General features: G+C 56.2%; 21 protein-coding genes. 12 read left to right on the top strand and 9 right to left on the bottom strand.

Going from position 1 to position 21,701, the window contains the following annotated elements; all coding sequences use genetic code 11:
* Nucleotides 1-34 precede the first annotated feature (34 nt).
* Nucleotides 35-541, top strand: a complete 507-nt coding sequence (locus Q672_RS20615) for a hypothetical protein (protein ID WP_022984315.1) — start codon at nt 35-37, stop codon at nt 539-541.
* 79 nt (nt 542-620) lie between these two features.
* Here the strand turns inward: Q672_RS20615 and Q672_RS20610 are convergent, their stop codons facing one another.
* A complete protein-coding gene (locus Q672_RS20610) occupies nt 621-1,553 on the bottom strand; it encodes a class I SAM-dependent methyltransferase (protein WP_022984314.1) in 933 nt (310 codons plus the stop codon).
* Nucleotides 1,554-1,665: 112 nt separating this feature from the next.
* Here Q672_RS20610 and htpX point away from each other — a divergent pair, with 112 nt between their 5' ends.
* Nucleotides 1,666-2,556: a protease HtpX gene (gene htpX, locus Q672_RS20605; protein WP_022984313.1), complete on the top strand. Its 891-nt coding sequence runs from the start codon at nt 1,666-1,668 to the stop codon at nt 2,554-2,556.
* Nucleotides 2,557-2,683: 127 nt separating this feature from the next.
* Here htpX and Q672_RS20600 read toward each other — a convergent pair whose 3' ends face one another.
* The gene (locus Q672_RS20600; protein WP_031225992.1) at nt 2,684-3,823 is read right to left on the bottom strand and encodes an ATP-NAD kinase family protein; all 1,140 of its coding nucleotides are present in this window, start codon (nt 3,821-3,823) and stop codon (nt 2,684-2,686) included.
* Here Q672_RS20600 and Q672_RS34445 point away from each other — a divergent pair.
* Nucleotides 3,809-4,096 carry a PA1571 family protein gene (locus tag Q672_RS34445; protein WP_442778107.1) on the top strand — a complete coding sequence of 96 codons (288 nt, stop codon included), beginning with the start codon at nt 3,809-3,811 and terminating at the stop codon, nt 4,094-4,096. The two genes, Q672_RS20600 and Q672_RS34445, sit on opposite strands and share 15 nt — an antisense overlap.
* Here Q672_RS34445 and Q672_RS20595 read toward each other — a convergent pair.
* Nucleotides 4,065-5,171, bottom strand: coding sequence for a 4-phosphoerythronate dehydrogenase (locus Q672_RS20595; RefSeq protein ID WP_022984310.1), 1,107 nt, complete (start codon nt 5,169-5,171; stop codon nt 4,065-4,067). The two genes, Q672_RS34445 and Q672_RS20595, sit on opposite strands and share 32 nt — an antisense overlap.
* 551 nt (nt 5,172-5,722) lie before the next feature.
* Here Q672_RS20595 and Q672_RS20590 point away from each other — a divergent pair.
* The 9 genes from Q672_RS20590 to Q672_RS34115 all read left to right on the top strand — a co-directional run bounded on the left by Q672_RS20590 (nt 5,723) and on the right by Q672_RS34115 (nt 15,071).
* Nucleotides 5,723-6,241: a hypothetical protein gene (locus tag Q672_RS20590; RefSeq protein ID WP_022984309.1), complete on the top strand. Its 519-nt coding sequence runs from the start codon at nt 5,723-5,725 to the stop codon at nt 6,239-6,241.
* On the top strand, nt 6,238-8,154 hold the full coding sequence (locus Q672_RS20585; protein WP_022984308.1) for a tetratricopeptide repeat protein: 1,917 nt from the start codon (nt 6,238-6,240) through the stop codon (nt 8,152-8,154). The genes Q672_RS20590 and Q672_RS20585 overlap by 4 nt, the downstream gene beginning before the upstream one ends.
* Nucleotides 8,151-11,099, top strand: coding sequence for a tetratricopeptide repeat protein (locus tag Q672_RS20580; protein ID WP_022984307.1), 2,949 nt, complete (start codon nt 8,151-8,153; stop codon nt 11,097-11,099). The genes Q672_RS20585 and Q672_RS20580 overlap by 4 nt, the downstream gene beginning before the upstream one ends.
* Nucleotides 11,080-11,838: a tetratricopeptide repeat protein gene (locus Q672_RS20575; protein WP_022984306.1), complete on the top strand. Its 759-nt coding sequence runs from the start codon at nt 11,080-11,082 to the stop codon at nt 11,836-11,838. The genes Q672_RS20580 and Q672_RS20575 overlap by 20 nt, the downstream gene beginning before the upstream one ends.
* On the top strand, nt 11,838-12,173 hold the full coding sequence (locus tag Q672_RS20570) for a hypothetical protein (protein WP_022984305.1): 336 nt from the start codon (nt 11,838-11,840) through the stop codon (nt 12,171-12,173). Before Q672_RS20575 ends, Q672_RS20570 begins: the two co-directional genes overlap by 1 nt.
* Before the next feature lie 150 nt (nt 12,174-12,323).
* Entirely contained in the window at nt 12,324-13,019 is a 696-nt protein-coding gene (locus Q672_RS20565) for a MotA/TolQ/ExbB proton channel family protein (protein ID WP_022984304.1), read from the top strand.
* Between the two features lie 41 nt (nt 13,020-13,060).
* On the top strand, nt 13,061-13,591 hold the full coding sequence (locus tag Q672_RS20560; protein WP_022984303.1) for an ExbD/TolR family protein: 531 nt from the start codon (nt 13,061-13,063) through the stop codon (nt 13,589-13,591).
* A complete protein-coding gene (locus tag Q672_RS20555; RefSeq protein WP_022984302.1) occupies nt 13,588-14,088 on the top strand; it encodes an ExbD/TolR family protein in 501 nt (166 codons plus the stop codon). The genes Q672_RS20560 and Q672_RS20555 overlap by 4 nt, the downstream gene beginning before the upstream one ends.
* Entirely contained in the window at nt 14,085-15,071 is a 987-nt protein-coding gene (locus Q672_RS34115; RefSeq protein WP_022984301.1) for an AgmX/PglI C-terminal domain-containing protein, read from the top strand. Before Q672_RS20555 ends, Q672_RS34115 begins: the two co-directional genes overlap by 4 nt.
* 72 nt (nt 15,072-15,143) lie before the next feature.
* On the opposite strand, the gene Q672_RS20545 is transcribed toward Q672_RS34115, so the two are convergent.
* From Q672_RS20545 to Q672_RS20520, 6 genes are all read right to left on the bottom strand, one after another.
* The gene (locus Q672_RS20545) at nt 15,144-15,575 is read right to left on the bottom strand and encodes an acyl-CoA thioesterase (RefSeq protein ID WP_022984300.1); all 432 of its coding nucleotides are present in this window, start codon (nt 15,573-15,575) and stop codon (nt 15,144-15,146) included.
* The gene (locus Q672_RS20540) at nt 15,575-16,732 is read right to left on the bottom strand and encodes an iron-containing alcohol dehydrogenase (RefSeq protein WP_022984299.1); all 1,158 of its coding nucleotides are present in this window, start codon (nt 16,730-16,732) and stop codon (nt 15,575-15,577) included. Before Q672_RS20540 ends, Q672_RS20545 begins: the two co-directional genes overlap by 1 nt.
* A gap of 382 nt (nt 16,733-17,114) precedes the next feature.
* The gene (locus tag Q672_RS20535; RefSeq protein WP_031225986.1) at nt 17,115-18,713 is read right to left on the bottom strand and encodes an FAD-dependent oxidoreductase; all 1,599 of its coding nucleotides are present in this window, start codon (nt 18,711-18,713) and stop codon (nt 17,115-17,117) included.
* Nucleotides 18,714-18,724: 11 nt separating this feature from the next.
* A complete protein-coding gene (locus Q672_RS20530) occupies nt 18,725-19,321 on the bottom strand; it encodes a gluconate 2-dehydrogenase subunit 3 family protein (RefSeq protein ID WP_022984297.1) in 597 nt (198 codons plus the stop codon).
* A 155-nt stretch (nt 19,322-19,476) separates the two neighbouring features.
* Nucleotides 19,477-21,015: a GMC family oxidoreductase gene (locus tag Q672_RS20525; protein ID WP_022984296.1), complete on the bottom strand. Its 1,539-nt coding sequence runs from the start codon at nt 21,013-21,015 to the stop codon at nt 19,477-19,479.
* Complete coding sequence (locus Q672_RS20520) at nt 21,012-21,656, bottom strand: hypothetical protein (RefSeq protein WP_022984295.1); 645 nt, start codon at nt 21,654-21,656, stop codon at nt 21,012-21,014. The genes Q672_RS20525 and Q672_RS20520 overlap by 4 nt, the downstream gene beginning before the upstream one ends.
* Between the last annotated feature and the right edge of the window lie 45 nt (nt 21,657-21,701).

Genomic DNA, 21,701 nt, shown 5'->3' with positions numbered 1-21,701 from the left:
GTTAACTATTCACTGTTAACTGTTAGCTGCCTTTATGTCTCATCTGCACATCGACGATTTCAGCCATGATGTGGCCCGCATACTGATGCAGGCCTACATGACCTTCCCTCGCCCCGGCGCGCTGTATGTGGAAGATGTCATCGGCCCGACGGAAGTCGATGATGTGGGCCTGCACAGCGCCCGGCATATGGCCTGCCTTGGAGCGATGCTGTGGCTGGCGGAGGAAGGTTACCTGCGCTATCAAGCCACCATCTTTGAAGAGGGGCTTGAGCAGGCGGTGTTGACCAACAAGGCTTTTGTGCTGCTCACCGCGCTGAGTGAGCTGCGTTTTGACTCTACCGACCCGCAACTGCCTGCCACCGTGCAGCATGAGCGCGCCACCCTGGCCGAACAATTCCTGCGGGCAATACGCAGCCAGGATTCAGTGCGCACCACTGCGGTCGTTCGTTACCTGCTGTCAAGACAACCAAGCCCGGTACAGGCAGAAGAATTCAGTGATCTGATACCCAACTTACCGGCCGACGCACCCTCCCTGCTTTAGCACGAATCGCGAAGATTGCTATAGCCAGCTTGCTTCGAAACTGGGTATTTCACCGTGCTTGACCTTCGCCCAACGCAGATCAGGCTTGATCCAGCTCCACCGGCCGACGATAGCGATAATGCAAGGTTTTCAGTGCCGGCTCTTCGGCTTCGTCGAATCCTGCCGTGCCGGGTAGCCGTGCAATGCGCTCAGCGCCAGGCAGATTCTCTGCAACGCAGTTCTCCAACCAGGCATAATCGAGCCAGGGCGCATTCACACACGCCAGAATCTCGGCATCATGGGCCAGCAATTTGTGCAGCTTACGAAGGACTTTCGGATAGTCCTTCTCCACCATGAAGCTACCCTTCTGGGCGCTGGGCGGGTCGATCACGATAATGTCGTAGCGGCCCAGGCTGTGAAGCTTTTTCCAGCTACGGAAGATGTTGTGTGGCAGGTAATGCACTCTGGCATCCTGGAACCCATTGAGCGCGTGGTTCTGCTTGCCCAGCGTCAGAGCCGCATCTGAGAGGTCGATATTGACCACCGACTCGGCCCCACCCGCCAAGGCCGCCACAGAGAAACTGCAGGTAAAGCTAAACAGGTTCAGTACTTTCTTGCCTTCTGCCCGCCCCCGAATCCAGCGACGCCCTTCAGCCATGTCGGCGAAAAAACCCAGATTCTGACCTCGCTGAAAATCCAGCTTGTAGCGCAGGCCATCTTCTTCTGCCACTGGCAGCTCGGGCAATTCACCACAGACGAGCTCGTTGTCGGCCTTGCCATCGTAGCGGTGCTGTATCACAACGGATGTGCACGCCAGAGAGACCATCACCGTTCGCAGCATATCTCGCAGTTCGCCAAGAACCGTCTCGTCCTGCTCCCGAAACACGGTAGCCACCAGCACCGGGGCAAAGCAATCCACCGTCAGCCATTCCAGTTCTGGTACGGTTTTCCCACGGCCATGGAAATAACGGATTTTCGGCTGGGACGATGGAACCAGATATGAAACAAGCAGGTCAGAGAGAGAGACAGGCATTGGGGGTCATTTCAGTCACATAAACAGGGGGTGCGAAGTATCGCATACCTTGTATCAGGACGCCCCGCCCCCATTGATAGTTTTACCCCTACATTGACGGAGAACCACGACGATGATGCGCATTGCGCTTTATCTGCTGACCAACCTGGCGGTGATCGTAGTCGCCAGCATTACCCTGAGCCTGCTCGGGGTGAACACGTATTTCGCGCAGAGCGGCGGTGGGCTGGACCTGGGCAGTTTGCTGATTTTCAGTGCCGTGTTCGGTTTCGCCGGCTCCCTGATTTCGCTGTTTATCTCCAAGCCCATGGCCAAATGGTCTGCACGGGTCAAGATCATCGAGCAGCCCGACAACCAGGCAGAGCGCTGGTTACTGGATACCGTGAAGGAGCTGTCTGACAAGGCCGGAATCAAAATGCCGGAGGTTGGCATCTTCCCTGCCCAGCAATCCAATGCCTTTGCCACCGGCTGGAACCGCAATGACGCCCTGGTGGCGGTATCCCAGGGGCTGATGCACCGTTTCCGCCCCGAAGAAGTCCGTGCCGTACTGGCGCACGAGATTGGGCACGTGGCCAACGGCGACATGGTTACCCTGAGTCTGATCCAGGGGGTGGTCAACACCTTCGTGATCTTTGCCGCCCGTGTGGTCGGGTCGGTCGTGGACAGCTTCCTTCGCCGCGATGATGGCTCCGGCGGGCTGGGCTTCGGTTACTACATCGTAGTGTTCATCGCGGAAATTATCTTTGGTATTGCTGCCAGCGCCATTGTCATGTGGTTCTCCCGTTTCCGAGAGTACCGCGCCGATGAGGCGGGTGCTGAACTGGCGGACCGAAACAGCATGATCGCTGCGCTTCAGCGACTGAAAGCCGAATCCGAGGTGCCAAACCAGATGCCCGACACCCTGGTGGCCTTCGGCATCAATTCCGGATTCAAGCAGGGCCTGAAGGCCATGTTTTCGTCCCACCCACCGCTGGACGACCGGATTCGCGCGCTGCAGAAGCTGTGAACAATGAATAGTTAACAGCGACGCAACCCAGGCGTGCTGTTCACTCAAACAATGAGGCCGCGCCCATAGTCTGGATGCGGCCTCTTTCGTTTAAACACAGTCCAATTCAAGACCGTGCCACTGTTCACTATTCACTGCCCCCATCCGCCGCTACCCGATACAAGATCTGATCTTCATAACCCGTGGTAACAGGCCACAACCCGCACAATGCCCGATCCAGTAACGGATCGCCGGTATCCACCACAAGCGGGCGCCCTTCCAGGGTTTGTAATTTTGTACGTGTGGCCAGAATCTGGATATTGTCCTTGCCAAGACGGCGAATCAGCGCCGGGCTGAACTGCTGGTTTCCTCGCCCAAACAAGTGCCCCTGCCCCCCAATGACGGTAATGACCGCTTTGGCTGGCTGATCACCAATGAGTGCGAGCAACTCACTGGCACTTGCATCCGACCTGACGACTTCATGATTGTAAACGACATCCACACCCAGCAGCGTGTTCTCCAGCCCCAACTGCTCCATAACGACCGCCACTGTGGACCCGGACCCCATCAGATACCAGGTATCAGCCTCGAGTGAATCAGCCACCCACGCGGCAGCCTCGGTGACCACCAGGTCCTCGACCTCACGCCCTCCACATTTGACCTGCTGCAGATAACGCGCTTCCGCCGGCACCTGTAATTCCCCATAGTGACGGGCACGTACGACCCCGTCCCGGAAAGCGACTTCATCAATATCCCGCACTTCTGCGGGCTGCAACGCCACCAGCTCCCCGGCAGCCAGTTTCGCCAACAGCGCGCCGGCGGCTTCAGGATTGATAGCGTAGACCGCAGAATGCATCTTGCACCCTGCTGGCACACCCAGCACCGGTAGTCGCGTACCCAGGGCATCCACAAGATCCCTTGCTGTGCCGTCACCGCCTGCGAACAGGATCAGTTCTGCGCCTGCCTTCTCAAGGGCCGTTGCCGCATGACAGGTATCCTCGGGGGAACTGGGCATGATCGATTGGCCCACCACCTCACAGGCAACACCCGCTATCTGACAACTGCTTTCCCCCATATCCCCGGCCCAGGTCAGGACGCGAAGTTCGCCTACCTCTTTCAAGGCGCTCAACGCCCGCGCCATGCGCGCCGGCGCCTGGGCAATGGCACCGCGACGCAGCGCTTCCTCTCTGGTCGCTATGCCATCACTCCCTTTCAGCGCCACACTGCCACCCAGTCCGGCATAAGGGTTCACCAGTACTCCCAGACAAAGACCATGCTCAGCTTTCATAAAAGGGTCATATCCCGATACAAAAATGACGTTGCCGGCAGCAGGCTGCCACGTATACATTTTAAGAGATTACGCACCAGGGGATTCGCCATGAACTTGCAACAGCCACACCCTGAAAGCACCTTTAATGGCGCCGCAATCATTGATGATAACGACTGTGAAGTGCCCATCACCGAGGCCATGATCCAGCAGGCTTGCAAACGCCTGGAGCACCTCGGCCATTACCCTGCCGATGATAACCTCAAGCGGTTACAAACAAGCGGGACAAGATAGGCTGCCATTGCGGATCTACCGCGCCGCGAGGCTGCCAGTGATGCAATTCGTGCCGCAACGGATAGTCTTTGCGTAAACGATCGAAGGCTGCCGCGGGATCCGCCTGTTCAAGGCTATCCCCCAGGCGCCGGTGATCTTCGCGCAGGTCGTAGGCAGCCTGAAGCAGAGATAGTAAGTCGTCCTCGCTGCTCACTGGCAGGTCCATAAAAGGCTTTGACAGCACGTTGGCTCGCGCCGCAGGTGCTACCTGCAACCAGTCACAAAGGGCCCCATGAAGCATCTCGGTGCCCTTGAGCTTACCTTCCACGCTGTAACCCGCGATATGCGGTGATCCGTACTGCACTTGTCGATACAGTGCCTCGGGCACAACAGGCTCACTTTCCCAGACATCCAGAATCGTCATGGGACCTTTGCCCTGCTCAAGCAAAGCAAGCAATGCCTGATTATCAACAACGGCACCACGACATGTGTTGATCAACATCTGGTTGTTGCGCATGGCCCTCAGCCGTTTGCTATCCAGCAAATGTACCGTCGCGTCTTCACCCGCTTCTGTAAGGGGGACATGCAACGTGACGACATCACACTCCAGCACCTCGTCGATCGTACCAAGCCCAGCCACACCTTTTCTTGCCAACAGAGGGTCGCAAACCCGTATCGTCATACCCAGTGCGCGAAGCCAGTCGACCACTCGCCCGCCAACATTGCCCATTCCCACAATCCCGGCACTCAGACCCACAGGGCTGCACTGGCGTTTCTTGCACAGTAATAGCACCGATTGGAGCACATACTCTGCTACCGCCCTGGCGTTACAGCCCGGAGCATGGGCAAACATAATGCCTTGAGATGCCAGCCACGCCTGATCAATATGGTCTGTGCCTATCGTGGCTGACCCCACAAAACGCACCCGGGTATCAGATAACAGGGCCTGATCAACACGAGTAACAGATCGAACCAGCAAGACATCCGCATCCACCAGTTGCTCTCGCCGCAGCCGCCTCCCCTCGTGTTGTTCGACACGCCCAAGCGCCTCAAAGGGCTCAAGCCCGGGCATATTGGCATCTGCAATGATCTTCATTGTTTCCCCAAAGCGTCCGTCCCTCTCAAAAGTGCATTGGCATGACGGTCGCGAAACAGTTTGAACTTGGCAAGGACACCTGGACAGGCCTTTGCCCCTCTCGCAGTGAACGACGAAACTCACGAAGAGATAATGGCAACCAGGTAACATCGTAGCGCCGCTGCGCCGCAGCATGATAACAGTCCGTGGCAAACAGCGCCGGCTGCGCACTTTTCGCAACCCGGCTCCTGTGATGCCGAGAACCCCTGTTTCAGTGCCAGCTCCAGCCTGATTAACCATTCTCGGCGCAGCCAGAGGCACCAGGACGATACCCAGCAATTCACCCTGGATATCGAATTTTAAGCTCATTTAGAACCAATATCGCCACATTTAGTCAGGTTTTCGCATCCCCGAGCCCCTCCAGCTTGACAATAGAAGCCAGCAAATATTGCTTGAAGGCCAATAATGACCGACGTTCGTCCTTGATTTAAGCCATTCTTCTGATTACAACTATCGGTATAGCTGCCGAAGAAATCCCGGCTAATAACAACAAATGAAGCGATAGCTATCCCATGAAAGCATTCCTGCCTTTTTGCGGCGCCCTGGTTCTGGGTCTGTCTTCCTTTGCCGTGGCCAATAATGACGAGGGTCTTTCCGAGCAAATCCGCCAGCTCAAAAATGAAGCGCTGGACCTCAATCGGGACCTGACACTACTGGAAAGGGAGCTGGTTTACGCGTCTCCGCAAACCAATATTTTTGTTTCGGTGGATGTGGGCACCCCTATCCGACTGGTCGATATCAATCTCACCATTGATGGTGACCATGTGGGTTACCACTTTTACACGGATCAGGAATTTGAGGCCCTGACTAAAGGCGGCATCCAGCGCCTCTACACCGGCAATCTGGCCAGTGGTCGTCATGTACTGGAAGCCACCATCACCGGCTACGACCCACTCGGCAAGGACTACCAGAAAACCACCAGCTATACCTTCACCAAGGGCGCCGGTCGCAAGATGGTCGAAATGCAGGTGGTGGACGACCTCAACAAGCAGCAACACAAATTTGAATTCCGTGAGTGGAATCAGCAATGATCCCTCGATTTTTGCGTCCCTGCTTGCTGGCTGTTTGCGTTGCTGCCGGCGCCTCGTCTTCCCACGCTGCCAAGGTCGAATTCTTTGACGACATCGACATGGGTCCCATTCCGCTTGGCGTAGAAGAGCATCGCTACCTGGCTTTCGGTGAAGTCATGTTTGATTTCTATCGGCATGCCAACTTTGACGCCATCAACAAGTTGTTGGTCAATCAGCACCAGGAACTGTTCAACGAAGACACCGATTACGCAGAATTGCTACTGGGCGATCTGTACGTGACGTACGGCCTGCCGGGCAACGCCGAAATCATTTTCAACCGTTTGCTCAAGAAAGACATTCTCAGCCGGACCCGCGCTCAGACCTGGCTTCACAAGGCGGCACTCCACTACCGCGAAGGCAATCTTGATGAAGCTGCCATGATCCTTGATGGGGACAACATCAAGGGACTGGAAGCTGCTGACGAAGCCCGCCGCCGACTCATGCTCGCCAACATCCTGATGGCTGAACAGGATTTCATTGGCGCCATGGACTACCTGAACACCGTCCCCGTCGATACGGATGAGGGCCGCTACGCCACTTATAACATGGGCGTCGCGATGATTCGTGCCGGTCATGGTGACGACGGATTGAAGCTACTCAAATCACTCCTCAATGCTGGCGGTAATTCGGATCAGGCGCTGGCCTTGCGTGATCGGGCAGCACTGGCAGCGGGATTGACAGAGATCCGCAACGGCAATCTGGAGAGTGCCCGCAGCGATCTGCGCAAGGTTCGCAGTGATGGCCCCTTCTCTGAAGATGCCTTGCTTGCGCTGGGATTGGCGAATTACCGAGCTGGTGACATAAAAAAGGCGCTCCCGCTGTGGCTAGAGGCGGTGCGAAGAAACAGCAACCACCCCTCCGTGCAAGAGGCCCTGATGCTTGCCCCAAGAGCGTATGAAGAACTTGGCGGCATGCCTCAGGCGCTGGCGGGCTATCAGTACGCGGCCAGCCAGTATCGTGAATCCATGAAAGACATCCAGCGAGCCATCAATCGCATTCAGGAAAGTGGCTGGGCCGAAAATTTGTTGCCTGAAGATGTCAACGAAATGGGCTTTCTGCCGGCCAATAGCGACGACATGGCTGCTGGTGGAGAGTTGTCGTATCTATACAAACTGTTTTCCAGCAACGCGTTCTCTCAACGCTTTGAACATTATCGGCAAATCCACCAGATCAAGAACATGGTCGAGCACTGGCAACGGTCGCTTCCCGCCATGCAGGAAAGCTACGCGATTCAGCAGAGCAGCCTCAACAAATACCTGCCTCACGTCCGCCAGTCTGTTTCTGAACAGATTCGCCGGCAGGAACGACTTTCCGTAGCGACAGACCAACTGGCCAGCGACATTCCCAACTATGTCGACATGAGTGAGCCACAGCATGTTGCCACCCCTGAACAGGCGATCATGTGGAGCAAAGTTGATGGGCTGGCCCGTCAATTCGGGACCATTTCCGGCTCCAGCCACCAAAATGCCCTGCGTCTGCGCCGGGTACGAGGCCTTTTATTGTGGGATATTGCCCACCAGTCGGTAGAACAAAGGGAAAAACAGATTCAAGATGCTGCCACACTCCAAGACCAGAATCAGGTACTTGCAGAGCGCGTCGCTGCCGTCAAACAGCAAATACGGGATGCCACCCTGCGTACCCGTGACGATCTGGGCGCACGCCTGGCGTCACAAAACCAACGGATCGAACGGATCCGTGTAGAAACGATAAAAACGCTCGAGGCACTGGAAAAAAGCATGCAGAACGATGCCCTGAAGTTACTGCAATCCAACCAGAAAAAGCTGGCTGACCAATTAGCCGAAGCGCATCTGTCCATTGCTCGCATCCAGGATACATCTGTCTCTGGCGACAAGAATCAGAGGACTTCATCGTGAACCGTTTTCGTCTGCACGGTCTCGCAGCTGCCATCATCACCCTATCCGGCTGTGCCAGCGCGCCTACAAGCGGCACTCTTGAACAGCAGGCACAGTTCGGCGGAACCACTCTGGGTGATTTGGAAAGCACAGATATCATTATCGAAGAGCAGCAACTCGATAATGCTACCACGCAGGATGCGCTGGACAGCTATCGGCAGGCAGCTGAACTTTTTGACGACCCTGAGCGCCGCGCCAAAACCCTGAGGCGAATGGCTGACCTGGCTCTTTCATCAGCCACGGAGCAGGATCTCCATGCTGCAGAAGAAGAAAATGCTCGCCTAGAACAACAGATAGACCAGATGGTGTATGACAACACCATGGCACAGGTAAACACAACCCAGGACACCGAACGAAAACTGGCCTTGCTTGACGTTGCCGGCAGCATGGCCCCATCGGTTCCTGACGAAAATGTCGATTACAGCACAGCCATCTCCCTGTACCAGGAACTCTTGAGCAACACCAATGATCCAGAGCAACGGGCCGAAGCTTACTACCTTCTCTCCAAAGCCTATGCAATGGACGGAGATCTGGACCGGGCACGGGAAAGTCTTGATTCTCTGGTAAGCCAATACCCGAACAGCGAGTGGGCACTGGAATCCCAGTTCCGTCGTGGTGAATTACTCTTCTCTGAAGGTGATTTCGAATACGCTGAGAAGGCGTATGCCGATGTTATCCGTCGCGGCAAGAACAACGAATTCTACAACCAGGCTCTCTATAAAAACGGCTGGAGCCACTACAAACTTGGCGACTACAAAGACGCACAAAACAGCTTTTTCACCCTGCTGGATAACCTGAATGGTCATGTCGCACTGGACGATGACACCAGTATGGAAGGCAAGCTGTTCAAGGACACCCAGCGAGTCGTCAGCCTGGCCTTCAGCAACCAGGACGGAGCCGAATCGGTACGCAAATGGTTTGCTCGCAACGGCAGCCGGGACTACGAGCCTGAAATCTATCGCACACTGGGTCAGGTATACCTGAATCAGGAGCGTTTCCGCGATGCCGCGGAAACCTTCGATATGTACGTGAATGTCTATCCCGATTCTGAGCTGGCCCCTGAATTTTCCAGCTTGCAGATCGATTCGTACCAAAAGGGGGGGTTCCCCACTCTGGTCCTCCCAGCCAAAGAAAAATACGTTCAGCACTATGGCATCACCAGCGACTACTGGAACCGCCATCCGGACATTCGCGAACAGTATGTTGACTTGCTGAAAGGCCACATTCTCGATCTGGCGCAATACCACCATGTACTGGCACAAAAGGCCGGCAAACCTGATGCCTACCTGGAACCGGCGCAGTGGTACAAACAGTACCTGGAGACTCCGCCCGTCAGCACCAACCAGGGTGACGTGAATCACCGCTATGCCGATGTGCTTTATGCAGCCAACCAGTACCCAGCAGCCATCACCGAGTTTGAACGCACGGCGTACAGCTATCCTGACTATGCCGAATCTGGCAACGCTGCGTTCTCCGCCCTGATCGCCTATCAGCAGATACTGTCCAGTGAGCAGCTTCAGGAAGAAGAAAAAGCGCCATGGCGCCAGCAGAAGATCGCCAGTTCTCAAAAGTTTGGCCAAACCTTCCCTCAGCACCCGGAAGTCCCCAACGTCCTGCAGAACATCGCCGAGGACCAGCTGGCTCTGGGCGATGTTGAAGGCGCCGTCAAAACCGCAGGCATTCTGGTTAGCCGCCAGCCGCCACCTTCCAGTGCTCACCTGATGTATGGCTGGGCCACTATAGCCAACGGCGAGTTTGATCTGGCCAACTACAAGGTATCAGAGCTTGCCTATGGCAAGCTGCTGGCACTGGAACTGACTCCGGAAGACCGAGCCCAATATCGAGAAAAACTGGCGATCAGCATTTATCGTCAGGCGGAACAGGCGCAGCAGGCTGGCAACATGGATCTTGCCGCCGCCACTTTCCTTCGTGTCGGTCAGACTGTCCCTGAAGCCGCAGTGCGAAAGAACGCCGATTTCGATGCTGCCACCGTGTTCATCGCCCAAGGCAAAAGTGCAGATGCGATCCCGGTACTGGAATCGTTCCGTCAACGCTACCCTGGTGACGCGCTGACCGACACCATTCCCGACAAGCTGGCAGTCGCTTATGAGCAGCAGGGTAATTACACCGCCGCCGCAGGTGAGCTGGCACTGATTGCATCGAACTACAAAGCAGAGAATGCTGAACTATCACGCCAGGCACTGTGGAAGGCTGCAGAGATGCAAGACCGCGCCAACCAGCCGGACGCATCCATTGCCCTCTATAAACAGTACCTTCAGGAATGGCCGGAACCCTACGACTTCCGCTCAGAAGCCCAGTTCCGACTGGTTGAGCTGAACCGCAAAACCGGCAACAGCGAGCGGGAAAATTACTGGCTGAGACAACTGATCGCGAGCTATCGCGAGGCCGGCAGCAATGCTTCAGATCGGGTCGCATGGCTCGCCGCTTATGCCAGCTTTACGCTTGCGGAACCAAACTTCCAGAAGTTCAACAACATTAAACTTGAGCAGCCGTTGAAAGCATCGCTTGCTGCCAAGACTGGTGTCATGAAAACCGCCCTGGCAGATTATCAGGCTGTAGCGGACATTGGCGTGGCGGAGTATGCCACTGCCGCCAACTACAAGATCGGTGAAATGTATCGGGTACTGGCCAAGGATCTGATCGAATCTGAACGCCCCAACGGCCTGGATGAACTTGAGCTTGAAGAGTACACCATGCTGTTGGAAGACAAGGCACTACCCTACGAGGATCAGGCCATCGATATTTTGATTGCCAATGCGGATCTGGTCACCGACAAGATCTACGACCAATGGGTGAAGAAAAGTTTTGGCGCCCTCGCCGAACTGATCCCTGGCCGTTATGCGAAGTTTGAACAGGTTGAGGACCATGTGGACATTATTTACTGATCACGGCAAATCACTGCTGACAGCATCAGGGCTGACTGCTGCGCTGTTGCTTTCTGGCTGTGCAACTACCGGCGGTGGTCTGGACGGTGAAACTGCCCAGGGAAATACCAGCAGATATGAAGGCCAAAAAGCCGGTGGTGCCGCTTCGGATAGTGATGCAGTGCATATTCCTCCGGTGCCTCACGATCCTGCCGTGGAAAAAGTCGCTCAGCAAGCCATGGGCGAATATGCACGGGCCCTTCAGACTCGAATGGCGGGTAATGACCAACAGGCGCTGGTGATGTTCCAGTCCCTCGCAGAACGCTACCCACAACTTTCGGGTCCCAGACTGAATGTCGCGCTGATTTACATGCAGAAGGAAGATTGGGAAAAAGCTGACCAGGCCTTCCGTGATTGCCTGACGGTGAATGATGCGAACCCCTACTGCCATAACGGCCTGGGGCTTGCCTTGCGTGAACAGGGAAAGTTTGACGACTCACGAATGCATTATCAGCGAGCGCTGTCCCTGGACCCCAAATACGCCAGGGCACACTTCAATCTCGCCGTACTCGGAGAGCTCTACCTTCAGGATCTGAATCTTGCCCTCACACACTTCCAGGCCTATCAGAATCTGCAAAAGCAACCCGACACCAATGTTGCCAACTGGATTGCGGACCTGAAAAATCGGGCTCCGGACGCCCCTTCCGCTCAACCTGTCGCCGGTAATGGTGCAGGTCAGCACAATGGAGACGTGAACTGATGAAATCAATCATTACAGCTTCTGGTATCCCCAAAGTAGCGGGTTTGGCAGCGCTGTTTGCCGTTGCCAGTTTCAGCACTCTGCCCTCCTATGCTGCCGATGCAAGTGAAAACCAGGGAGCCTCTACCAATGTTATCGGCACCCAGGAAGCACCCACAGTGCTGAACGTCGTGCCGTGGAAAGACCGTGAAGTGAAACTGGAAAAGAAAGATCCCACCTCCAGTTTGCTTAATCGTGTACTGGAACCCCTCGACCAGGAAGTACTGATGCGCGAAATCGAATACCACCAACTCCTGACGCAGGAGCCGGATAATGATGGTCTGTTCCTCGACTAGTCGACACTTCAGCCAAAGTTACCAGATGCAGACAAGCATTTTTTCTGATAAATATTAGCCCTTTGGGGAAGGCGTCAGCACCAACTCTCTGGATACACTGCTGTTCGCCATTTACAACAACACATCCAAGGAACACCGCAGGAGAAGTCCATGCCCACCACTGCCACTGCTGCCGCACAGAATTCTGGCATTATCGAAACCTCCATCCAGTTTATTCAGGATGGTGGCTTTTTCATGTATCCCATCCTGATCGTGCTGGCACTGGGTGTTGCCCTGTCTCTGGAGCGTATCATTTACCTTCAGGCCACCAAGGCCAAGAACCAGAAAACCTGGAAAGACGTTTATCCATTGATTGCCAAAGGTCAGTTCCGTCAGGCGCTGGACGTGGTCAGCAGCAGCAATACCGGTATGGCCAAGGTCATCGGCTATGGCCTGGAGCGCGCCAAAACCGCACGCCGTCATGATGATATCGAGCTGGCCATGGAAGAAGGGCTAATGGAGATCATTCCACGCCTGGAGACCCGCACCCCATATATCGCCACTTTCGCCAACATCGCTACTCTTCTTGGCCTGCTAGGTACCATCCTTGGTCTGATCAGCGCCTTTACCGCCGTCGCCAGTGCCGACCCGGCGCAAAAGGCAGACCTGCTCTCCGCGTCCATTTCCGTTGCCATGAACACCACCGCCTTCGGTCTGATCGCTGCGATCCCGATGCTGCTGGCGTTCGCCTTCATTAACTCCATGACCGGCAAGCTGGTCGACAGCATGGAAATGGCCTCGGTGAAATTCGTTAACGTCTTCCGCCAGGTATCTGCCCAGCAAGAGCGCAAGAACGACGGCCAATAAGCCGAGTTCCTGTATTCGCCAACCTGGTGTAAGGATCTGGTATGCGATTTCGCAGACGACGTTCGCACGACACCGAGGTGGAACTGAACATCACTGCCTTTTTGAACCTGATGGTAGTGCTGATTCCTTTTCTGCTGATCAACGCGGTCTTCGCGCAGGTTTCCATCCTGCAGCTCGACCTGCCCGCGGTGAACGAAAGCAGTACCCCCTCGGAAGACGACGACAAAGACAAGCTGGTACTGGAAGTACTGATTTACGGTGACCGCTATGAAGTGGTAGACCGCAAGAGCAGTGCGGTACTGAAAATCGTGCAAAACAAGGGCGAAGAACATGATGCGTCCGGCCTGCATGACTATCTGGTTCAGCTGAAGAAAAAATTCCCGTCCGAGACGGCCATTACCCTGCTCTGTGAGGATGACACGCCCTACGAGGTGATGATTCACACCATGGATGCAGTGCGGCTATACAACGAAAAAATGAACGGGCAAACCATCAAGAAGGAACTGTTCCCTAGCATCAGCATTGGTTCAGCTCCCGCCGACAAGGCTGGCCAGAAAGGAGGTGACGCGTGAAGAAGTCTGCCCGCGCCCGCCGTATGGCTCGCCATCATGGCAAGCACAAGACGGTCGCAACACTGAACCTGACCTCGTTGATGGATATTTTCACCATCCTGTTGATCTTTTTGCTGGTGAACAATAACAACGCGGCCAAGCTTCCGGACAATCAGGACATCCAGCTCCCGGAGTCCATTGCCCAGGAACTGCCTAGTGAGGTATTGACGATTCAGGTAAGTCCCAACGATGTCATCGTAGAGGGGCAGCGAATCGCTGACACCGAAGCAGTAAAAGCTCAGCAAGAACGCACCGTCAAAACACTGGTTGATGAGCTGAACTTTCGCGCCTCTCAGAGCTTGGGAGCTGGCGCCGACGAAGAACGGGAAGTCATGATTCTGGCTGACCGTGAAGTCCCCTACGCCGTCATCAAGAAGTTGATGCGTAGCTGTATGGAAACCCCCTATACCAAGGTGGCCTTCGCTGTCCTCAAAGTGGCAGAGGAGGAAGATGAATGACGCAGAATAACAAGAACATGCTGCGCATCCTCATTGATGGCACCCTGCCTTGGGACAAACAAGAGGGGGAAAACCGGCGGCTGTACGGCATCGTACTGGTCCTGTTGATTCTGGCCCTGTTCCTGATGATTCTGGTGGAATCTGTCACTATCGAGAAGCCGGATCGTCGCGAGCAGCAGAAGATTCCAGAGCGGCTCGCCCAGTTGGTGATGGAGAAGAAAAAAGAACCACCACCTCCTGAACCTGAGCCCGAACCCGAACCCGAGCCAGAGGAAAAACCGGAAGAACCCGAGCCGGAAGAACCCAAGCCTGAGCCTAAGCCAGAGCCGAAGCCGGAACCCAAACCTGATACCACACCCAAGGAGCGTGATCAGGCCAGGGAAACCGCCCGCGCCAAGCTCGAAGAGGACCTCGGTGACTCCCTCGCCGGCCTGGATGATATTGGCCCTCTGGTTACCACGGGTTCCGACCTCAGAACCGGGGGCGACAGCGAAGCCAAGGCTGAACGCGACTTGATCGGCAAACGTGCCGGCAGTGGCTCTGGGGGCGTTGCCGTGGCCAAAGCCTCGAGCGGTGGTGGCGGTGGCGGCACCTTGTCCTCAGGTACGGTCGGCAGCGGCGCCAAGGTTGACAGCAAGATCGCGCAATCCGGCCAGGTGGCCAGCACTACCCGCAAGGGAAGCGATGGCAAGAGCCGACGTACCCAGGAACAACTGCGCCGGGTATTTGACCGTTATGCGGGCAAATTCAACAGCCAGTACCAGCGCGCCCTACGCAGCAACCCTGCCCTGCAAGGCACCGTGGTACTGCACCTCGTGATTGCGCCGAGTGGTGAAGTTACCGATGTGAAAATAAAATCCAGTCAGCTTAATGACGCGAAATTAGAACGTCGTATTCTGCTGGTCGCCAAAGGCATGGACTTCGGCGCCATGAATGTGGAGGTCTGGAAGGGAGACTACAAGCTCAACTTCTTCCCCAACTGATCCTGCTTTCATGAAAACCAAAACGCCCTGCAATGCAGGGCGTTTTGGTTTGGGTTCAACAACCCGACTGATTCAGCTCAAGGCCGTCAGCGCATCGCGTAACGGTCCAGGAATTGGCACCGGCCTGCCGCTCTCACGGTTTACAAACACGTGAACAACAAAACCGGTGGCCTTTGCCACGCCTTCGTTGCCAAACAGAGCCAATCCATAGCGCACAGAACTGTTGCCCAGTTTGTCCACTTTCAGCCCCACCACCAACGGTTCCGGGTAGGCGGCCGCCTCCAGGTAATCACACCCGGAGCTCACCACGTAAGCGATATGCTCGCCTTGGTGAATATCCAGCCCGCCTTCATCGATCAGATAGCGGTTGATGGTGGAGTCAAAATAGCTGTAATACACCACATTGTTGATGTGTCCATAAATATCGTTATCGCTCCAGCGGGAATCCACCGGACACAGATAGCCATATTCCTCTCGGGCCGGACGTGACTGCTTGTCTGTCATTAATAGACTGCCTTGTAGATAGCGAGGGCATCTGCCTCGGTGACTTCGCGAGGATTATTGACCAGCAAACGTTGCTGCAGCATGGCGTCGGAGGCCAAGGTTTCCAGACTCTCTTCGGTGACCCCGGCATCACGTAGCCGAACCGGCAGCCCGACCGCTGCAATCAACGATTCCAGCGCAGCAATCAGCACCCCTGCCCCGTCTTCATGATCGGCAAATGGCCGATCACTGAGAATTGGCGCCAGCTCTGCATACAGCGGCGCCGCAGTCATGGCGTTGAATTTGAGCACCTCTGGCAACACCAGGGAATTGCTCAAGCCATGGGGAATATGGAAATGCCCACCCAGCGGATAGGCCAGTGCATGCACTGCCGCCACCGGCGCATTGGCAAAGGCCTGCCCGGCCATCATGGCACCCAAAAGGCATGCTTCACGAGCAGGGAGATTGCTGCCATCTTTCACCGCGGTAACCAGATTGGCTCCGAGCAAGCGCAGGGCTTCCCGTGCCAGCATATCGGAATAGGGATTCTTTTTGTGGGCGCTGGTGTAGGCCTCAATGGCATGCACCATGGCATCCACACCGGTGGCAGCGGTCACATGCGGCGGCAGGCCGAGCGTCAGCTCCGCATCCAGTACTGCCAGATCCGGAAGCAGCGAGGGAGCAACCACCCCGGCCTTGGTGGTTTCTCCAGTGGTAACGATGGCCACCGGCGTAACCTCTGAGCCCGTGCCAGCAGTGGTTGGCACCTGAAACAAGGGAAGCCGTGGGCCTGTCGCCAGTCCCACGCCGTAGATGTCTGCCAGCGACTGAGTAGCATCCGGGTGAGCTAACAGGGCCACAAGCTTGGCCACGTCCATGGACGAACCACCGCCAAAGCCGATCACCAGATCGGCGCCATTATCCCGCGCGCAGTCTGTAGCATCCCGCACGATACTATCAGCCGGGTCAGCACTCACCTCATCGTAGATGAACAGCGGCATCCCCGCCCTGGCAAAACTCTCTTCTACCGGGTCTAGCAATGGCGTGCTGCGGATACCGGGATCGGTCACCAGCAGCACGCGGGACGCGCCTTTCTCAGCACACAGTTGTGGCAAACGGCCTGCCGCACCAGCCTCGACAAGAACCCGGTGTGTTGTGGCGAATTCGAAGCCCATCATGACGCATAACTCCCTGAAAGATGGATGCCATATGCTAGCACAGCCCTACGGGGCAAATGTCGCCACCATGGCGGCGGATCACGTCATTTGAGGGAATGGTGACGCTGGTGTCACAGGCATCGCCACCCCCCGTTCGGTTTTGGACATCCGCAAAGAGAATCATCACTGAGATCGCAGAACACACAGCGGTTAAACCGTCTTTTCCTCAATACCCAATGGGGTACGCGCCGCCAGCGACGCTCCTACGGGTTGGTGGAGGGAGAGAAGAGGATCGCGGGTTAGGGGTAGGACGCCGGACAGCCAGCTGCCCCCTAACCCGTGATGAAGCAAAAAAAAAGCGAACCCCACGGTTCGCCTTTTCCAGACAAAACACCAAGACCTGTCAGCCAATAAAATAATTGGCGGCGTTGTCGTTGATCTGGTCACTCACGTATTTCGCCAGAGCCTGAACCGTCCACTGGATTGGTGCACTGATTGACTCCGGAATCAGACTGGAATCGGCCACAAATAGCCCCGGGGTATCATGCAGTTCGCCGGTAGGGGACACCACTGACTGATAGGGGTCTGCCCCCATACGGCAAGTGCCATGGGGGCTAAAGCTATTACTGCGGAAGGTATATAACCCCTTGATCCCGTAATCCACCTCATCCATCTTGGCATCCAGCTCAAACACCGAATTCGCCTCCAGGCTTTGAAAGGTCGGTAAGAAAACTTTTTCCGCCCCCCCGGAAAAGAAAATCCGGGCCGCCAATGCGGCTGAAGCCTTCATGTTTTCGAACTCTTCGCGGCTGGGGTTCCAGTGAATGGTCTTGTCACCGGTGTAAGGGTCACCGTCCCATTGCACGTACCCCTGCCCCAAATCCCGGCTAAAGGCATTCACGCCAGCGTAGTACTTGTAGTCTTTCATGAACTCCATGTGCGCTTTACCCGCCTTCATATCTCCCTGTGCCAACAGGGATTCAGGCTCGGCAAGACCGGAAAAAATGGTATAGCCATCAGTGTGGGTAAATTCATCGACCTGCACCCCTACCAGAGCACCACGGAAACCATAAAGGGGTTCCTTGAACTTGCCCAGCACCTGGGTAAAGGGTTGAATCGCCAGGTTACGGCCCAGCTGGCCACTACGGTCCTTGACCTGACTACGCTGCAAAATCAAAGGGGTATGAATAGCACCGGCTGCGAGCACGACCATGTCGGCATCGACATTCATGGTCGCCACTTCCGCACCACTATCAGGATCCGTAATGCGAGCCTCCACGCCACGGGCGCGACCATCCAGCATCCGTACCCGCACCACTTCGGTATCCGAGAAAATTCTGGCGCCGTAGGCTGCCGCCCAGGGCAGATGAGTCACCAGGGAGCTCATCTTCCGGTCCGAAGGACAGCCAGCGAGGCAATGTCCTGTCAGCGCACATTGTTTGACATTGCGCTGGGCAGGCTTCCAGGAAAACTGCATTTTCTCGCAGCCCTGAATCACCTTGTGGGCGCAGGCATTGATTTCATGAGCTTCGTTGGTATGAATCTGTAACTGATCCGCTACGGTATCAAGATAGGGTCGAAAATTTTTGGCAGACAGGTTTTCAAGCCCGTATTTCTCCGCCCAACCATCCAGAACCTTATCACCCGGTTCTTCCATCACGCAGGCGCCAATCACGGTGGAACCACCGACACAGGCACCCTGTACAAAAATGATATCTGCAGTGGTGTTTACCTGACCGACCTGATCCTGGTAGATCTTGGTCATGGTGTCGCCAAGGTGCTCGGTAAACTGGGAGCTGGGATAGTAACGGCCTGACTCCAGCACCAACACATCCCGACCGGCCTTGGCCATTTCATAAGCCACTGTCGCCCCAGCCGCGCCGGACCCCACAACCACCACATCGGTTTTCAGGGTGAACTGTTTACCAAGGCTGGCATCCAGTGCCACATCTTTTGCCTGGGTAACCGGCACACCATCCCTAGGAACGCGTACAAAAGCCATAAATCCCCCTCTCAGGCTCGCGGCAAGGGCGCATTGCCCAATCGACGAACACCCCACATCTCGGTTACCGGGCCGTGATACTCCAGGCCAGGCCAAGTGCGCTCATCACGCCAGTAGTTCAACGCCACCAGCGCCTTGAGGGTGGTCATCAAGCCACGCTCAAAGAAGGTGCCTTCCTGCATTGCATCGACGTATGCCAGGGCTTTTTCGTCCGACAGAGAAGTGAATTTGCTGAACTTGAAGCTGACCATGGGCCGATTGTTGAACACCCAGATGCCAAGCCCCATCAGGTCCCGGGTCTGCTTGGGTAGACGTTGGGCCATCATGTCGATGTTTTCGACCGTGGGAACCACCGTCGTGCTGGAAGGCAGCCCATAGCTTTCCGCGGGAAGCATGACTTCCGTGAGGCGGGTAATTACCTCGACTTCATCCGGAGTCAGGCTATGGTACTGGAGGGTCTCAGGCGCCTCTCGGCGACCGAACAGGCTGGAACAGCCGCTGGACAAGGCCGCACCGGCAAGCACCGAAGTGCGCAGAAAACCACGACGGCTTAGTGGCTCGAGACCGGCCAGGTAGCCGGGCATACGCGCACGGTTATTGTTCTTCATCAACACCCTCTCCTGGGCAGGCCATCATCCGGGCCCTTGTTGTTATTGGTGGAGCGGTAACAGATTCAGAGTCTATAACAAACCGTAACAAACGCCAAAGCCCGCAATGACGCTACCGCCAACGCGGCAGGTCATTTGGGTCCGGCCTTGAGGAATCAGGCCATATGGCGGGCAATCCGGGTAGCCAGGGCGTATACCGTTATCTGGGGATTGACGATGATCGAGGTCGGCAGCAGGCTGGCATCGGCCACATAGAGCCCTCTCACGTCATGGGTCTCACCGTTGGCCTTGACCACGCTCTGCTCAGGGTCTGCCCCCATCCGACAGGTCCCCTGCGGGTGGTAACTCACCATTCTCAGGTGCTGTGGCAGGTTTTCGAGCCCGCCCACTTCCCTGTCGATATCGCCCTCATTACGAATCACACGTTTGTCGCTGGCCGGCACATAGACTTCCGTGGCGCCGGATGCCAGATGCAGGCGCGCCGCGGCCTTGATAGCACGCTGCATGGACGGAAAGTCCATGTCACTGAGCTGGTAATCAATTTTCTTTTTCTCGCCATCCCATTCGATACGGCCAACATTGTGATCATGAATCAGGGTAACCAAGCCGGCCAGATATTTGGCATTGGCCATGTAATCCATGAATGGCGCCCCACTGCCCGGCTCGGCCAGCATCGACATTTCCACCAGCCCGAAACCACCATCCTCCAGGACAAAGCCCCCCTTGTCAGGGTGCTCAAACTCATCCACATAGACCCCGAGCAAGGCCCCACGCCAGGGGTGGACAGGTTCTGGATAACGGGCAGCGACCAGCAAGGACGGGTGGCAGGCAAAATTTCGTCCCACCATGTCTGAACGGTTGGCCAGCCCGCTCTTGAGCAGCAGGATCGGTGACTGCACAGCCCCCGCCGCCAGTACCACGCGAGGTGCCGTCACCCGCAGGGTGGCAGCCTGACTGCCATCATGACGGGTAATGACCGCCTCCACTCCCGTCGCCTCGCCGCCTTCCGCCAGAATGCGTTCGACCCGGGTATCGGCATAGATCTTCGCACCATGGGCAACCGCCCACGGGAGATAGGTGACCAGCATCGATTGCTTGCGCTCTGTCTTGCAGCCAGACAGGCAATGCCCCGTCAGGCCACACTCGCGAATATTGCGTTTCAACGGTTTGACCGACCAGCCAAGCTTGTTCGCGCCGGCACGGATCAACCAGCCATGGCGGGCTATCTCGTGGGGGCCGTTGTCGTGCACCGACAGATTCTTCTCGACCTCATCGAAATAAGGCGCCAGTTCGTCCCGCGTCAGCTCATCGAGCCCGAAGTCCCGCTGCCAGTCCTCCAGGATGAAATCCGGGGTGCGAAAGCATACGCAACCATTCACCACCGTAGAGCCGCCCACACAGGCACCCTGCAGCACCAACAGGTCACCGCTGCTGTTGGTCTGACCACCATGGTCTTGATAAAGGGTTTCCAGGCTGTTGGTGAATTTTTCAGTAAAGTCCTGTGAGGGCACGTAGGGGCCTGCTTCCAGCACGATGACCTTCTTGCCTTTACGTGCCAGCTCATAGGCGGCCACCGCCCCTCCGGCGCCCGAGCCCACCACCACCACATCGGCCTGTAACTCAAGATGCGATTCCGTCACGTCGCTGGCTTCGTGGACCTTCAGGCCCGAGGCCTGCCACTTCACTTCACTCATGCGTTATCCCCCTCAGACAGCGTTGAGGCCATGTTGGGTGACTCAGGCATAGGCGCATTGCCCAGATAAGGCAGCCCCCAGCGGTCACTGACCGGACCATCGAACTCAACCGGCGCCCAAGTGGCCTCCTCCTGCCAGTAGGCGCTGTAGACCAGCTGTTTGATGACCGTCGCCAGAGTTCGCTGAATGACACTGCCCTCCCCCCAACGGTCGAAAAATTCACAGGCCTGAGCGTCGTCAAGATCCACAAAACGACAGCCATGACTGAACACTGCCGCGTTATCGAAAAGTCCCAGGCCGGTGCCCAGTTCCTTGCGGGTTACAGGATCAAGATAGCTGAGGGTCTGTTGAACGTTCTGCACTACCGGTACCTTGTCGCTGTGAACAAGGGCGGTGCCAGTCACCGGCAGCAAGGCCTGGCGAGCACGTTCGAACAGATGAAATTCGGCAGCGGACAAGCCGGTGGCCCACGGGGGGACTGGCTGGTCGTCCAGGGGAGAACGGCGCAGTAGCGCAAAGCCACCCGCCGCCACAGCAGCCACACCTGCAACCCCGAAAAGACCGAGTTTCAGAAAACGGCGGCGGGCCATTCCCTGCTGCCAGACGGCAGAAATTCGGCGTGACTGAAGGTGACTGTTCATGGCATTTCCCGAGCTGACAGCATTCCGGCCAAGCTAAAGAAAAGC

The organism is Alcanivorax sp. P2S70 (assembly GCF_000475295.1).
GTDB lineage: Bacteria > Pseudomonadota > Gammaproteobacteria > Pseudomonadales > Alcanivoracaceae > Alcanivorax > Alcanivorax profundi.
This window is presented reverse-complemented; position numbering and strand designations above follow the sequence as displayed.

What these genes read in the sequence shown, in the direction of transcription:
- Q672_RS20615 (WP_022984315.1), top strand. Translation starts at nt 35, where the DNA reads ATGTCTCATCTGCACATCGACGATTTCAGCCATGATGTGGCCCGCATA.
- Q672_RS20610 (WP_022984314.1), bottom strand. Translation starts at nt 1,553, where the DNA reads ATGCCTGTCTCTCTCTCTGACCTGCTTGTTTCATATCTGGTTCCATCG.
- htpX (WP_022984313.1), top strand. Translation starts at nt 1,666, where the DNA reads ATGATGCGCATTGCGCTTTATCTGCTGACCAACCTGGCGGTGATCGTA.
- Q672_RS34445 (WP_442778107.1), top strand. Translation starts at nt 3,809, where the DNA reads ATGCTCAGCTTTCATAAAAGGGTCATATCCCGATACAAAAATGACGTT.
- Q672_RS20600 (WP_031225992.1), bottom strand. Translation starts at nt 3,823, where the DNA reads ATGAAAGCTGAGCATGGTCTTTGTCTGGGAGTACTGGTGAACCCTTAT.
- Q672_RS20595 (WP_022984310.1), bottom strand. Translation starts at nt 5,171, where the DNA reads ATGAAGATCATTGCAGATGCCAATATGCCCGGGCTTGAGCCCTTTGAG.
- Q672_RS20590 (WP_022984309.1), top strand. Translation starts at nt 5,723, where the DNA reads ATGAAAGCATTCCTGCCTTTTTGCGGCGCCCTGGTTCTGGGTCTGTCT.
- Q672_RS20585 (WP_022984308.1), top strand. Translation starts at nt 6,238, where the DNA reads ATGATCCCTCGATTTTTGCGTCCCTGCTTGCTGGCTGTTTGCGTTGCT.
- Q672_RS20575 (WP_022984306.1), top strand. Translation starts at nt 11,080, where the DNA reads ATGTGGACATTATTTACTGATCACGGCAAATCACTGCTGACAGCATCA.
- Q672_RS20570 (WP_022984305.1), top strand. Translation starts at nt 11,838, where the DNA reads ATGAAATCAATCATTACAGCTTCTGGTATCCCCAAAGTAGCGGGTTTG.
- Q672_RS20565 (WP_022984304.1), top strand. Translation starts at nt 12,324, where the DNA reads ATGCCCACCACTGCCACTGCTGCCGCACAGAATTCTGGCATTATCGAA.
- Q672_RS20560 (WP_022984303.1), top strand. Translation starts at nt 13,061, where the DNA reads ATGCGATTTCGCAGACGACGTTCGCACGACACCGAGGTGGAACTGAAC.
- Q672_RS34115 (WP_022984301.1), top strand. Translation starts at nt 14,085, where the DNA reads ATGACGCAGAATAACAAGAACATGCTGCGCATCCTCATTGATGGCACC.
- Q672_RS20545 (WP_022984300.1), bottom strand. Translation starts at nt 15,575, where the DNA reads ATGACAGACAAGCAGTCACGTCCGGCCCGAGAGGAATATGGCTATCTG.
- Q672_RS20540 (WP_022984299.1), bottom strand. Translation starts at nt 16,732, where the DNA reads ATGATGGGCTTCGAATTCGCCACAACACACCGGGTTCTTGTCGAGGCT.
- Q672_RS20535 (WP_031225986.1), bottom strand. Translation starts at nt 18,713, where the DNA reads ATGGCTTTTGTACGCGTTCCTAGGGATGGTGTGCCGGTTACCCAGGCA.
- Q672_RS20530 (WP_022984297.1), bottom strand. Translation starts at nt 19,321, where the DNA reads ATGAAGAACAATAACCGTGCGCGTATGCCCGGCTACCTGGCCGGTCTC.
- Q672_RS20525 (WP_022984296.1), bottom strand. Translation starts at nt 21,015, where the DNA reads ATGAGTGAAGTGAAGTGGCAGGCCTCGGGCCTGAAGGTCCACGAAGCC.
- Q672_RS20520 (WP_022984295.1), bottom strand. Translation starts at nt 21,656, where the DNA reads ATGAACAGTCACCTTCAGTCACGCCGAATTTCTGCCGTCTGGCAGCAG.